The sequence below is a fragment of the Methanocorpusculum bavaricum DSM 4179 genome, assembly GCF_000430905.1.
Lineage (GTDB): Archaea > Halobacteriota > Methanomicrobia > Methanomicrobiales > Methanocorpusculaceae > Methanocorpusculum > Methanocorpusculum parvum.
Genome location: NZ_AUMX01000003.1, coordinates 36,583 through 50,507, shown reverse-complemented (window position 1 = coordinate 50,507; position 13,925 = coordinate 36,583). Strand labels below are relative to the sequence as shown.

The 13,925-nt window shown below is 52.4% G+C and carries 12 protein-coding genes and 1 tRNA gene; 5 read left to right on the top strand and 8 right to left on the bottom strand.

The genetic code is table 11. The annotated features are described in order from the left end of the window. Positions 1–6 precede the first annotated feature (6 nt). Positions 7–630 (top strand): hypothetical protein, encoded by a 624-nt coding sequence (locus H575_RS03270; protein ID WP_042697897.1) that lies wholly within the window; start codon positions 7–9, stop codon positions 628–630. A gap of 440 nt (positions 631–1,070) precedes the next feature. Here the strand turns inward: H575_RS03270 and H575_RS03260 are convergent. Together H575_RS03260 and serA are read right to left on the bottom strand one after the other, a co-directional pair. After that, a tRNA-Val gene (locus H575_RS03260) sits at positions 1,071–1,144 on the bottom strand. A gap of 92 nt (positions 1,145–1,236) precedes the next feature. Beyond that, the gene (gene serA / locus H575_RS03255; RefSeq protein WP_042697891.1) at positions 1,237–2,820 is read right to left on the bottom strand and encodes a phosphoglycerate dehydrogenase; all 1,584 of its coding nucleotides are present in this window, start codon (positions 2,818–2,820) and stop codon (positions 1,237–1,239) included. A gap of 205 nt (positions 2,821–3,025) precedes the next feature. Between serA and ppsA the strand changes: the two genes are divergently transcribed. Both ppsA and mfnA read left to right on the top strand, forming a co-directional pair. Further along, the gene (ppsA, locus tag H575_RS03250) at positions 3,026–5,302 is read left to right on the top strand and encodes a phosphoenolpyruvate synthase (RefSeq protein WP_042697888.1); all 2,277 of its coding nucleotides are present in this window, start codon (positions 3,026–3,028) and stop codon (positions 5,300–5,302) included. 29 nt (positions 5,303–5,331) lie between these two features. Next, on the top strand, positions 5,332–6,429 hold the full coding sequence (mfnA, locus tag H575_RS03245; RefSeq protein ID WP_042697885.1) for a tyrosine decarboxylase MfnA: 1,098 nt from the start codon (positions 5,332–5,334) through the stop codon (positions 6,427–6,429). A 582-nt stretch (positions 6,430–7,011) separates the two neighbouring features. On the opposite strand, the gene H575_RS03240 is transcribed toward mfnA, so the two are convergent. The 4 genes from H575_RS03240 to H575_RS03225 are packed head-to-tail and all read right to left on the bottom strand — an operon-like array spanning position 7,012 to position 9,569. Further along, complete coding sequence (locus H575_RS03240) at positions 7,012–7,701, bottom strand: YkgJ family cysteine cluster protein (protein ID WP_042697883.1); 690 nt, start codon at positions 7,699–7,701, stop codon at positions 7,012–7,014. A gap of 1 nt (position 7,702) precedes the next feature. After that, positions 7,703–8,335: an ABC-2 transporter permease gene (locus tag H575_RS03235; RefSeq protein WP_042697880.1), complete on the bottom strand. Its 633-nt coding sequence runs from the start codon at positions 8,333–8,335 to the stop codon at positions 7,703–7,705. Beyond that, a complete protein-coding gene (locus tag H575_RS03230; protein ID WP_042697877.1) occupies positions 8,332–9,192 on the bottom strand; it encodes an ABC transporter ATP-binding protein in 861 nt (286 codons plus the stop codon). The genes H575_RS03235 and H575_RS03230 overlap by 4 nt, the downstream gene beginning before the upstream one ends. A 2-nt stretch (positions 9,193–9,194) precedes the next feature. Beyond that, positions 9,195–9,569 (bottom strand): GntR family transcriptional regulator, encoded by a 375-nt coding sequence (locus H575_RS03225; RefSeq protein WP_042697873.1) that lies wholly within the window; start codon positions 9,567–9,569, stop codon positions 9,195–9,197. Between the two features lie 275 nt (positions 9,570–9,844). Here H575_RS03225 and eif1A point away from each other — a divergent pair, with 275 nt between their 5' ends. Together eif1A and H575_RS03215 are read left to right on the top strand one after the other, a co-directional pair. Then, positions 9,845–10,162, top strand: coding sequence for a translation initiation factor eIF-1A (gene eif1A, locus H575_RS03220; RefSeq protein WP_042697870.1), 318 nt, complete (start codon positions 9,845–9,847; stop codon positions 10,160–10,162). An 11-nt stretch (positions 10,163–10,173) separates the two neighbouring features. After that, the gene (locus tag H575_RS03215; protein ID WP_042697866.1) at positions 10,174–10,623 is read left to right on the top strand and encodes a formylmethanofuran dehydrogenase subunit E family protein; all 450 of its coding nucleotides are present in this window, start codon (positions 10,174–10,176) and stop codon (positions 10,621–10,623) included. Between the two features lie 10 nt (positions 10,624–10,633). Here H575_RS03215 and H575_RS03210 read toward each other — a convergent pair whose 3' ends face one another. Together H575_RS03210 and mtrH are read right to left on the bottom strand one after the other, a co-directional pair. Next, complete coding sequence (locus H575_RS03210; RefSeq protein WP_042697864.1) at positions 10,634–12,787, bottom strand: tetratricopeptide repeat protein; 2,154 nt, start codon at positions 12,785–12,787, stop codon at positions 10,634–10,636. A gap of 118 nt (positions 12,788–12,905) precedes the next feature. Beyond that, positions 12,906–13,925 (bottom strand): tetrahydromethanopterin S-methyltransferase subunit H, encoded by a 1,020-nt coding sequence (mtrH, locus tag H575_RS03205; RefSeq protein WP_042697862.1) that lies wholly within the window; start codon positions 13,923–13,925, stop codon positions 12,906–12,908.

Genomic DNA, 13,925 nt, shown 5'->3' with positions numbered 1-13,925 from the left:
GGACATATGAAAAAAATCGCAGTCTTCGGGATGATCCTTCTCGCATGTGTCTTTGCAGCCGGATGTGCGGTCCCGGGAACAACGCCTGACCCTATCGTCGGTATATGGAGTGCGGATGATCCGATGCAGTTCAATGATTCGAGTTTCACGTATGTTTTCCATCCGGACGGGACCGGGAATGCCCTGGAGACGTCTGCGGATCCTGCAGAGTCTTCCGGGATGTACAATATTACCTGGAGATCGACGGAGGAGGGGACGTATGAGGCCATATCTCTGTATGAGCTGGTTTTTTCAGAGGATAAGAAGATCTTTACCATCCTGGGCGACGGATCCGGCGACCGGTTCATTGGAGACGGTTTTGTCGGCGTCTGGATGAAGGAGACCCCGGAGGAGTTCGACGGCGTTTTGTATGAGGCGAGGTTTGCGTTTTATGAGGATACTACCGGGTCGTTTTCCTGGCATTATCTGAATAACGGGACGCAGGAGTCGAGTTATCCGCTTGCCTGGTCGGCAGAAGACGGCGTGTACCGGTATTGGTATCCGGATGATCTTTCGACGTTCACGATCGGAGCTGACGGGGTTCTTACGGAGAGATGGGGTGACGGGGTCTATACCTATACCCGGGTATAGGAACCATTTTTTTTAATTGGGGTTACGCGGTGCGATTTCAACTGAAAAAAACATCAGTAGTGCTTTGATGTACTTCGATTGTAAGAAAGAAACCAAGTATACACTTCCCGAATTGGCTTGAAACTAATACCGCCTCCGTCCTATTTATACAAGGGAGAGCAAATCTCTGATTTGCGAGCGCGGTTGGTTTTTTCTCTTGTGTCCACAAAATGCCGTACACGAAATCGAAGTACATTCATTATGACTTCAGTTCAGCCCGATCAAAATCACAACACAGAATAACCCCATTCCAAAACAATATCACGACGTTTTTCTATGGAAAAACCGCAAATATATCAAAATTCCAAGCAGCTGTCAAAAGGGCTAAATCTGAAAATCAGAAACAAAACAGAATATTTAAACAACAATATCACAACAAATCTCAAAAACCGTAAGAAAAATGGACCCGCTGGAATTCGAATCCAGGATCTCCGCCATGTCAAGGCGACGTCATAGCCAGCTAGACCACGAGTCCGATGAATCGCACCTTGTGTGCCTTACTAGATTGTTCCTCGACACATATAAATTTTTTTAACTTGTGCCGGAAAAATAAGGGGAGATCCCCATTCAGAGTCTGACAAATTTCGCTGCAGTGATCCCGTCGCTTGACGCGACCTCCTTCATCACTTCAGGAGAAACAACATCATCAACCGCGAGGATCATCAGAGACTCGGAACCGACATTCCTGCCGCCGACCTGCATACTGGAAATATTCACGTTATGCTTGCCAAGGATCATACCCACCGGACCGACAACTCCCGGGCGGTTCACATGATCCGCAAGGATAACAAATCCGCTTGGAACAATATCCGTCGCGTATTTCCCGATCGCAATGATCCGGGGACCCGCGCGCGTAACGATACCCGAGATCGACTCCCGGCCCTTCTCCGTAGTATAACTCAGCGTCACCAGAGACTTATAATCCCCTGCTTCGCTTGACGTCTTCTCAAAAATCGTAATACCGCGTCCCTGGGCAATAACCTCAGCGTTCACAATATTCGCCGGCTCATGAAGAACCTGCTCAAGCATCCCTTTGATCCCAAGACGGGTCACATACTTCAGATTCTGCTTCAGGTCGGCAATCTCGCCGAGATACGCAAACTCCACTTCCGTGATCGCTCCGTCCGCGATCTGGGCCGCAAGGCTCCCCATCTTCTCAGAAAGAAGCGCATACGGATCGATCTTCGCCTTCACATCTGCAGAAACCTGAGGCGTATTCACCGCGCTCTTCGCAGAGCCGCCCTTCAGCACATCGATACACTGATAGGCAACCGAGATCGCCACATTCTTCTGGGCTTCAACAGTACTTGCGCCAAGATGCGGAGTAACGATCACCGAATCCAGCTTCAGCAGCGGAGACTCGGTCGGCGGCTCAACCTCATACACATCCAGAGCAGCTCCGGCAACTTTGCCGGCAACGATCGCATCGTACAACGCAGCTTCATCAATGATCCCGCCCCGGGCGCAGTTGATCAGCCGGACACCGGTCTTCATCGTCGCGATCGACTCCTTATTCACAAGATGGGTCGTGGACGGAATAAGCGGCGTGTGGACCGTGATAACATCAGCCTTCGTAAAAAGCTCGGCAACGCTCATCATCTCGACACCCATCGCCGCTCCGACCTCCGCCGGAATGAACGGGTCGTAGGCAATGACCGTCATCTGAAGGGCCTGGGCGCGCTTGGCGACCTCACGGCCGATACGGCCGAACCCGACAACGCCGAGGACCTTGCCGTTCATCTCATTGCCCATAAATTTCGAACGCTTCCACTCGCCCTTCTTCAGCGATGCATTTGCCTGCGGAATGTTTCTCGCCATCGCCATCATCATCGCGATCGTGTGTTCCGTCGCTGCGAGCGTATTTCCTTCCGGCGCATTGGAAACGATGATGCCCTTCCTCGTCGCCGCTTCGCAGTCGATATTGTCCACGCCCACGCCTGCACGGCCGATATACTTCATCCTGTCAGCCGCCTGAATGATCCGGGCGGTCACCTGGGTCCCCGAGCGGACGATCAATGCGTCGTATTCGCCGATGATTCTGACGAGTTCGTCTTCCGAGAGATCAGCTTTCTCATCGACATCGCAAAATTCCTTTAATATAGCAATACCCTCTGCTGCAAGAGGATCAGATACCAGTACTTTGAAGCTCACGGATAATCGTGTACTTATTTGGCAGTCACCCGTATAGTATGTTTCTGTGCTGAGCAAAACCCTCCGCCAAAGAAAAATCCCCACCCAAAAATCCCCGGAAAAAAGATATCCTTTTGCCCGGCATCCAAAGGACCCGGCCGGCGAAAAAACTGCTCCCTGCCAATAATCTATTATTGTTAAGGGAGTAATGATATAATGAGTATCTATGGACAAATCACCCAATATTCTCTGGCTGACTGAAATCCGCAACACTGACATCACCTCAGTAGGCGGGAAAGGCGCTTCCCTTGGGGAGATGACCCATGTCGGTCTGCCTGTCCCACAGGCGTTTGTGGTTACAGCGCAGGCATTCCGCCGTTTCTTACAGCTGACAAAACTGGAAGACCCTCTTTTCACCATCCTTGAAAAACTCGACGTTGACGACAACGATGCCCTCAACGCAACCTCCGAAAAAGTACGGGCAATGGTCGGTACGGCAAAAATGCCGGACAAAATCAAAAAAGAGATCATTGAATCCTACAAAAAAATGGGGAACCAGACCGTTGTCGCCGTTCGTTCAAGCGCCACTGCTGAAGACCTTCCCGATGCATCCTTTGCCGGTCAGCAGGACACCTATCTCAACATCCTTGGCGACAAAGACCTCCTTGAAGCCGTCCAGAACTGCTGGGCATCGCTCTACACCTCCCGTGCCATCTACTACCGTTCAAAGAACGGCTTCGATGACCGCAGCGTGAATATCGCGGTCGTCGTCCAGCAGCTTGTCTACTCGGAGAAAGCCGGCGTGATGTTCTCATCCCACCCGGTCTCCGGTGCCAAAACCGTCATGATCGAAGCATCCTGGGGACTTGGCGAAGCCATCGTTTCCGGAACCGTTTCTCCCGACAACTATGTCTATGACAGAAAAGGCAGAAAGATCATCCAGAAGACCGTCGCCACAAAATCCGTCGAGATCATCCCTGACGGAAAGAAAGGCACAAAAGTCGCTGAAGTCGCAAAAGACAAACAGAACATCCAGGTCCTTTCCGACAAAGATATCCTCCGGCTTGCTGAGTATGCAGTAAAATCCGAGGAACACTACAAGAGCCCCCAGGATATGGAATGGGGTATGGTCGGCGACACGATCTACATCCTCCAGTCCCGCCCGATCACGACGATCCAGAAAAACCCGGCAAAATCCTCTTCCTCGGCTTCATCCGCCTCGGGAACCATCATTCTCCAGGGATACGGCGCTTCCCCGGGCGTTGCATCCGGAAAAGTCATTCTCGTCAATGATGTGAAAGACACCTCCAGAGTCCAGGAAGGAGACATCATGGTCGCCACCATGACGAACCCCGACATGGTCCCGGCAATGAAAAAAGTCGTCGGCATCATCACCGATGAAGGAGGAATGACCTGCCACGCCGCGATCGTCTCCCGTGAACTCGGAACACCGGCAGTCGTCGGAACCAAACAGGCGACCTCCCTTCTGAAAGAAGGTCAGATCGTCACGATCGACGGAGAAAAAGGTATCATCTACGACGGAAAGCTTGCCGTCGCCGAAGAGTGCGGAGCTTCACCCAAAGGTCCGGCCATCGTCGCTTCGCCGATCATCACCGCGACCTCCGTCAAGGTCAATGTTTCCATGCCCGAAGCAGCAGCACGCGCTGCAGCCACCGGAGCAGACGGAGTCGGTCTCCTCAGGATCGAACACCTCATCATCGGGATGAACAAAACCCCGTCCTGGTACATCAAACACGACAAACAGGAACAGCTCATCAATGAACTGATGGACGGCATCAGGACCGTTCTCGATGCATTCCGCGGAAAATCGGTCTGGGTCAGAACACTCGACTCGCCGACCGACGAGTTCCTCAATATGGAAGGCGGCGAGGATGAACCTCATGAGCACAACCCGATGCTCGGATTCCGCGGTCTGCGCCGTGACCTCCGTCAGAAAGAGCAGTTCAGAATGCAGGCCGAGTGTTTCCGCCGTCTCTGGGAAGCAGGCTACCACAACCTTGGTATCATGTTCCCTCTCGTCCAGCACCCGCGCGAGTTCCTTGCAGCAAAAGAGTCGTTCCGCGAATGGGGAGTCGATGTGGAGCACATGGATCTGGGTATCATGGTCGAAATCCCGGCATCGGCGATCATCATCGACGAGTTCATCAAAGCCGGCATCGACTTCTGTTCCTTTGGAACGAACGATCTTGTCCAGTACACGCTCGCAGTTGACCGCAACAACGGTCTGATCGGCGAGATGTACGAACCCGAACACCCGGCTGTCATGCGTTTGATCGCATCCTGCATCGAACAGTGCAGAGAAGCAGGCGTGGAATGTTCCATCTGCGGTCAGGCAGGCTCAGATCCGAAGTTCGTCAAGTGGCTCGTAAACCAGGGGATCGCAAGCGTTTCGGCCAACATCGACGCCATCCAGAAGATCAGAGAGACCGTCGCAAAGACCGAGAAACAGATCCTGCTCAACGCAGCGCTCAAGAAAAACTAACCCCAACATATTTTTCAGCGTGATTATTCATGGAGGAGAAAGGATGCAAAAGAGAGGAGGTCATCTCTCTCCTCTCAGGATATCGCTCAGAGGATCTGCATCACGATCATATCCTCAGTTCGATGTGTACGATTCCGCATGAGATCGCGGTATCCGTACATGAAATGTTCAGCGGCACAAATCTCGGCGACCCGGGACTGTTTCCGGGCACAACACAGATAGAGGACCGTCTGGTCCATTCGCTCGGCGAACTTATGCACCATCCAAAGGCCGGCGGCTATGCGACCTCGGGCGGGACCGAGTCAAATCTGCAGGCGATCCGTATCGCAAAAAAACTCAAGCCCGGGATCATAAATCCCAATATCGTTGTGCCGGCTTCAGCGCACTTTTCGTTCGATAAGACCTGCGATATGCTCGGACTTGAGATGCGAACGGTCCCTTACGGGAAAAATTACACCGTTGACTGCGATAAAATGGCGGAGATGACCGATAAAAATACCATAGCCGTTGCCGGAATAGCAGGAACGACCGAGTACGGGATGATCGACGATATTGAGCGGATCGGCCGAATCGCTCTGGAAAACGATTTGTTCTTCCATGTTGATGCAGCGTTCGGCGGAATGGTGATCCCGTTTTTGCCAAACCCTGCGCCGTTCGATTTCGAAGTTCCGGGAGTATCCTCGATCTCGCTCGATCCGCACAAGATGGGAATGAGCACGATCCCCTGCGGATGTCTGCTCCTCCGTGAACCTGAGCAGTTTGGAACCCTCAACGTCGATACGCCGTATCTGACCGTGAAGAAGGAGTGCACGCTTGCCGGGACCCGGCCGGGAGCGGATGTTGCCGGCGCTTACGCCGTCATCAAACTCCTCGGACGAGAGGGTTTCCGTTCGGTCGTTGCCGGCTGTATGGAAAACACCCGCCGCCTGATCGAAGGTATGGAAGCGTTCGGTTATGTTCGGGCCGTTGATCCGGTGATGAACGTTGCGACGTTTGGTGACGGATCGGTCCCGAAGGGATGGGTCGTCTCCCATACACGGTTCGGCCATCTCAGATTCGTCGTGATGCCCCACGTGACCCGCGATGTCGTGGAAAACTTCCTCGCAGACGTCGCAAAGATCAACTAATTTTTTTAGAGAAGTTACGCGGTTTTGTGATCTCGATCGGGAAAAACTGAGGTAATTATGAGATGCACTTCGATTTCGTGTAGGTAAACATGTGGATACATGAGAAAATTCCAACCGCGAATCGGCGCGAATCCGCCCTTCGGGCGAGAAAAATCGGATTTGCTGATCCTCACTCTCGCAAGTCTCTCGCAAGGCAAAGCCTTGCTCGGCTGAGGCCTCCCCTGCGGGTCAGCCCGCCCTCGACTTGCTCGTCCCTTCATCGGGAGCGTTCGGGCAAATCCTGTCGGCGCCCCAGCGCCTCCTGTGAGAGAAATATTTGGAGAGTATTTTTATGGAAAAGAGGAGGAGAACTTACTATTGGGAGCCGCTGGAGCGGCGACAGGATTTGCCCGAACGCTCCCGATGAGGGATGAGCAAGACAGCGAAGCTGGATGGCGAAAGTGAGGAATAGCAAATCCGATTCTGGGAGCAAGCCAAAGGCTTGCGGGATTCGCGCCGATTCGCGGTTGGTTTTTCTTAGTTTTCCACACCCAACAAACTCCTTCCCGAATTGGATCCACACCAACACCGCGTAAATCCCATTTACAGTACTTCTTGTACGAAACCGGACCCGTCCCAGACAAACACCTTCGCTTTCCCTGTTTTCAGAAATGCCCGGACCCGGGCGTCATGATCCTTTCTCACGAACCGAATGCCTTCGTCGGAAAACTTCTGCAGGATAGCTTTATGAAAAGCGATCTCCTGTTCCAGATACGCGGTTTCATAGACGATCGTTTCTTCGGCGATCCGGGAACACTCCTCATCAGAGATGATACAGTCATACTCCCCGTGTTCGTCGAGACCCGATATCTGCCGCCAGTCGATCTTTCCCCGGGCATCCGGCTCCCGGTGAAGCATATACGGATACACACGGCAGATCGCAAACCGCTGATCATAGATTTTGCATCGGCGGTTTTCGTCCAGAAACACGCAATCCCCGTTTTCTTGTGTTTTGAGAGCATACCCCGACACATAGAAGTTCCCGGACGGATCCGAGTACGGAAAATCGGGTGCCGGGATCATTGACTCAGGCGAAAACGATTTCAAACGGTTGGCATCCTCCGAAAGAAGAAACACATGACCGTTGAACGCTTTTGTGCAGCATTTCCCGCAGCAGGTACAGGAAAACCCGATCTCTCTGATGATGGTTTCCAGACCCTCTTGTGGATACGCTTTCAGCAGGGCAAGCTCATCTTCAAGCTCTGAAAGCTGCTCTTTTGGCGATGCCGCCATTTCAGAACTCCTTTTTCTCATAGATCCTGACCGATACAAAGTATGAGGCGACGACCGCAGCGATGGACGCTGCATCGAGCGTCAGCACAAAGGGCAGGAGATCTCCGGTAAACGATTCGCCGAAAAGAGCGAACCAGCCGACCAGAAATACTCCGGCTGCGATCATCAGCACAAACATCAGATACCTGGCTTTTTCCGAACCGAATTTATAGAGGAGCGGGATCAGACATGCTCCGTAGAAGATACCCAGAGCAGCGACAAGCAGCATGAACCACAGCGGGGTCGCGTTCGAAGGATCCAGATACATCATGACAGCAGCGATGGTCCCGGAGACCAGAAACGCGATCACGAAAAACACCAGCATCAGCAGATACTTGGATCGCACGATCTCCTGTCTCGTAACAGGCATCGTTAAGGCATACCGGTCCCACTTCGCCAGATCATCCATCGAAAGCGAGGTCATCGGAAGCAGAGCGGCAAAGATCATCAGCAGGAAGTACACGGTCATGATATTTCCCATCGGGATGAAGATGATCCCGAAGATGAAAAACATCAGAAGAAGGGTCTTTCCCATCGGCCGAAGGTTCAGCAGATCCTTGAGCATAAGGCCGGGAAGCAAAAACGCGGGTTTCATACCGCTGTCCCCCGGGCGTACATCAGCATCACCGACTCGGTCGAGACCGGATCCACGATCATCTCAGGATGCCGGACGATGAACTCCTTCTTGTCTTTGATGAGGACCTCACACCCAAACTGATTCGTCCGGCAGGTCAGGAATGATTTTTTGTCGAGAGCATCGAACTCCTCACGGCTGCATTTGAGAATCCCCAGATCTTCCAGAAGCTCATCTTTGGATTTGGAAAGCACGATCTTTCCTTCATGGATGAAGGTCAGGTAATCGGCGATCTTGTCAAGATCGCTCGTTATATGCGAGGAGAGCAGGATCGCATGCTCCTCGTCCTGAATGAACTCCAGGAAGATATCCAGGATCTCCTCGCGGACGACCGGATCGAGGCCGCTCGTAGGTTCATCGAGGATCAAAAGATCCGGGTGATGGGAAAGGGCGGCGGCGATGCTGAGTTTCATCTTCATTCCCCGGGAGTACTCTTTGATCTTTTTCTTTTCCGGAAGGCCGAACTGTCTGAGATATCTGAGATAGAGCGGATCGTCCCACGCGGGATAGATCCTTCCAAGGATCTTCGCCACGTCCGCCGCAGTGAGCGTGTCGTGAAAACTGCATTCATCGAAGACGACGCCGATACGGTTCTTCAGTTCCTTTTCGTGATCAGCAAAATCCAGCCCGAACAGTTTCACCGAACCGCCGGTTTTTTTCGCGATCCCAAGCATGGTTTTTATCGTAGTGGTCTTTCCTGCTCCGTTCTCCCCGATGAACCCCATGATGCTTCCTTTCGGAAGACAAAACGAGACGTCCTGCAGGGAAAAATCCGGATATTCTTTACATAATTTCTCTACACAAATCGCGTCAGACATTGTTATTCTCCATCATAGATGAGTTCGAGCATCTCCCTGAGCTCGGATCTTGGTATCCCGAAATGTTTCGCCGCATCAACGGCCTTCTGCAGATGCTCCTGAGCCAAAAGCAGCTGCTGTTCTCTGATCAGTTCGGTATTTTTTTTGGCGACAAAACTGCCTTTCCCGGGAACGGTCTCGATAAAACCGTCGCGTTCCAGATCGGTGTACGCCCTTTTCGTGGTGATGACACTGATCCTCAGCTCTTTTGCAAGAAGACGCATGCTTGGAAGCGGCGACTCGGGAAGAAGCTCGCCGCTGATGATCATGGCTTTGAGCTGCGTTGTTATCTGCTCATAGATCGGCTTTTCACTCGCGTTGCTGATAAGGATCTTCACCTGTTCGTACCTTGCCTAATGTGTATAATGTATATATACATTAAGCTTCCGGACGGAACGGTCCCTTTTTTTCCTCCCGTCTCAACCGTATAGGTCCTGGCACTGGATTCACGGAAATGATGAAAAAAGGTCTGCCGGAACCGTCAGAGACATCCCGGTCACGGATTTTAACGAAAATTTCACCGCCGTTTTCCTTCTCTTAGAAAAGAGGCCGGGTCCCGGAGTGTTTATCAGGTTTCAACCCCTATAATAAAGTACTATAGGGGAAGTATCACTTGGGAAGAATAGAGAACGCTAATCAGGACGTATCAGATGACGGCAGTATTATTCGTGTAAAACTGCCGAATAAACGAATACGCGAACAGTTTGCACAGGCCGAACTGATGCTTGGATCAAACCACATCAGAGTTCGATGCTCAGACGGCGTTACGCGCTTAGGGCGGATCAAAGGCAAGATTAAGAAACGAGTATGGATCCGTGAAGGAGATATCCTTATTGTTGTGCCCTGGGATTTCCAGGATGACAAGTGTGATATCATTTATCGGTATACCACCCCTCAGGTAGACTGGCTTCGCGGCCACAAATATCTTTAACATTTTTTTGTATGACAGTTGTTCCGGATTTCGATACGATAGCAAAAGCACACGGACATGTCTGTCCGGGGATCGCGCTCGGTTACAAGATTGCGCTTGAAGCAGCGGCATGGGCCGGGAATGAAACAAAGATCACCGTTCTGTCCTATACACAGCGGTGTCCGCTGGATGCTCTTAGATACATCTTCGATCTAAACAGCCATCCGGATCGTCTCACAATTGAAAACACGAACACCGGGAGTTATGTTCTGGAAAAACCGGACGGGAGCAGACTGTTCATCGATGAGGTCCCGGATACGAAACTCACGAGTGATGAACTCCACCGGCTCAAAGTGAGAGCAGCGGCAAAGACGGCAACGCCCGAAGAGTCGGACCGTTTGCAGGAGATCAGACTGGAAATGGTGAAAATCATGCTGGCTACGCCAAACGAGCAGCTGTTCACTGTGCGTGAAGAGCGGTAAAAAAGGGTGATCAGGTTCTGTATGCAAAAACATCTGCAGCAGATACCGCGTCCCAGGCTTCTTTTCTAAAACCTTCCGGCGATTTTTCCGCGTAAAGGGCAGCAGCTGCGGGCAGGCCGGCAGCTTCATTCAAAGCAAAGAGCTGATCAGCGGTTTCATCGACAGGATGAGCGAGGATCGCAAAAACGGCGTCGCGCATCTCCTGATATGCCGTGTTGACCGGATGCTGTCTGACCGCATTTTCAAGAGCAGCGCGTGCCTCTTCATAGCGGGATGTTCGGATACAGGATTTTGCAAGACCGGCCCAGGCTGCCGGGAACCGTTCATTGTGTTTTAAGGCGGAGAGGTAGGCTTCCGATGATCCTTCATAATTTCCAACTTCATACTCCAGCCAGCCGAGTTCCGCAAAGATCCGGGACCGGACCGGATTGGAGGGGTTGGCACGCAGAGCTGAACGAAACATCTGGCGTGCTTCATCCGGCATGCCAAGGGCCATGCAGCAGTGGCCGAGCCCCGAACAGATGAAGGATCTTTCATCGTCACGGGTCGAACGGTCGGCAAGGATCTCGCAGACAAGCATACGGTCTTTTGCCGGAAGCATCGTGATTGCCGGAGTAACGATCGTCTGGATATCGCTGCCGGTTTTCCAGGCATCGGTGACGGCCGTGTTCAGTTCGCGGGCAATTATGTGGGGAGGAGCCCCTTCCATTACGAGAACCACGGCGTGTTCTGCAGATGACGATGCATACTCTTTTGCTTCGGCGTACAGACCTGCAGCAACCGCCGCCCGGAATTTGCTGCCGGAGGAGGAAGGACCGGTGATCATATCCGCCCGGTTATACCAGTAAAGGGCACAGACGGGATCGAAACCGAAGTAGGCGGCATCCCCGCGTGATCTGAGCATGCCGGCCTGTTCATCCCGGTCTTTTGCCGAAAGCAGAGTGACGTCGGGTGTGCCGTTTTCATCGAGAGACTGATTCATCTCGGAGATGCGGGACAGCGCCCGGGAGAAGTACGGTTCCTGCGGTTCTTCCTCGCTGATGATGCGTTCGAGATAGGCATACTCATCCGCATACTGGTAGTTTTTTCTGGCAGACGAAGCGAGATCGAAGTAGAGTCTGATCCGGTCGGCAGAAGGAAGTTCTTCTGCGATCGAGGCGATACGGACGTAATAATCACGCATATCTTCACCAAGATCCTCACCTACTTCACAGAGGTTTTTCAGGCCGAGAGCAGTCTGGTAAGGACCTTCGTTTCTTGCGAGAAGAAACGCGCTTTTGTAAGACTCAAAGGCGTAGTCGGCATCGCCGAACTCACGCAGAATGGCGCCCATCAGTTCAAACGAGGATTTTTCTGCCGGCGTATGGGGGAAGGCAAGAGTTATCCCGGCATAGAGGTCCAAAGCCGCATCATGATTTCCTGAGGCATACAGCCAGTTTGCCGTTGAGAGGGCAGGACCCGGCGTCTCGAGGGCAAGAAGAGGGGCGGCATATTTTGTCCATTCCTCCGTGGTCGTCCGGGGCATGTTCAGCCAGATGATCTTTTCCTCGCGGGTCAGGGTGGAGAACCAGGCGCCGGCAACGCAGACGACGATATCATAGATGATCTCTGGAGAGAGTGTTTCAGCGCCGCTCAGGACGGCAGCATACTCGTCGAGAGGGAAGGAGTGCCAGAACGGCCGGCGGCCGATTCCGAAGTAGATGTCGGCATTTTCGATCTCTTCCACGGTCAGACGACGGCTTTTGAGCTGCCACCAGCTTTCGGGATACGGACTTCCAGAAGCGGAAACGATCTCGGCAGCCATATTCGTTCCGGCGATCTGGGAGCGGAGCATGGCAGAGAGAGCGGTTTTCCTGGGGATATCGGCATTCTTTACTGCAGATTCATATGCAGATTTCAGCCAGTCGTCAAGCCGAAGGGGAGCGTATTCTTCGCCGGAGACTTCCTTGAAGAGGCTGATGAGGAGCGTGCGGTCTGATTCGTGTCCGAGGATCGAGAAAATTACCCGTGCATGAAACCCGCCGTCGACACTCATCCGGTGAAGAAAGAGATTGGCTAAGACGATGTCTTCATGATCTGTTTTTTTTTCGGATGGAGCCCCGGCAAACAAGGTCAGGTAATCGCAGAAGTACTGCTGGGTCAGGTTCCCCTCACGGACATGCATAATTACCAGTGTTTCGCTGTCAGTCTATGTATTTCTTCTGATGCGAAAAGAACCTGACCGGAAAAATAGATTAAAAAAAACAAATGAAGGGAGAGATCTCCCTTCCCTATTCTTACGTTTATACGAGTTTGGAGATCGGACCGTCTTCGACGCCGAGGGTTCCGCCAAAGTCCTTGAAGGCTTCGGCAAGAACGATGTCAGAGAATGCGGTTGCAGTTGCAGCGCCTTCCATGTTCTCGATCGGACCGTACATGATTAAGTCTGCACCAAGGGTCATTGCCATGATGTTGCAGCCGATATCAGGTGAGGACCATGCAGCCTGGCGTACGCCTTCGATGCCGCCGTAGTGGTGGTGGAACATCTGCTCTGCAAGGAGCGGTTTGTCTGCATACTGCTCGTGGATGTTCTTTCTCCAGCGTTTCAGCCAGGTCCAGGACACCGTCATGTTGTGGTATGCACCACCGGTCGGCATACCGTGGATTGCCTTGCATGCAAGGATCTCACGGTAGGAACCAAAGGAACCGAGACCAAGGGGAGTTGCTGCAGTGTCGAGAATCGGGCGGGTGATACCGCATTCTTCTGCGATCTGGATCATACCTTTTGCCTGACCAGCGACACCACCATCGACGAGTGCTTTCTCACGTCCGGCAACGGATGAGTCACCTGGGTTGAATGCCAGAACGATTGCGGAGTTCACATCGGACTCTGCAAGTGCCTGAACGTTCTCCGGAAGGATCGAACCGTTGATAGAGTTGTAGATTGCACGGTCTGCAAGACCGACTTCCGTAACATATTTCGTTGCGTGGACAAGTGCTGCCGGAGCAGAGGAATCCATCAGGAATGCGGTCTTGTTGTCGATACTGTCGAACCAGGAGAAATACGACTCAAATGCCTCAGCGTGTTCTGCGAGGATCTGGAGGAAGTACTTGTTACCGGTAATGTCAGAGAGTTCCTGACAGCGGTTCCAGAGTGCTTCTGCTTTTGGTTTGTCGATTTCACCGGTGTGATCGTTTAAGACGATCTCGTGTTTGTTGTAGAAGATGGACGGTGAAAGTACACGCGGATATTCTCCGGGCTGTCCACCAATCTTCGTTCCATTAAAGTCAAAGACCTGCTGTTCTTTTTCAAACTTGAACAT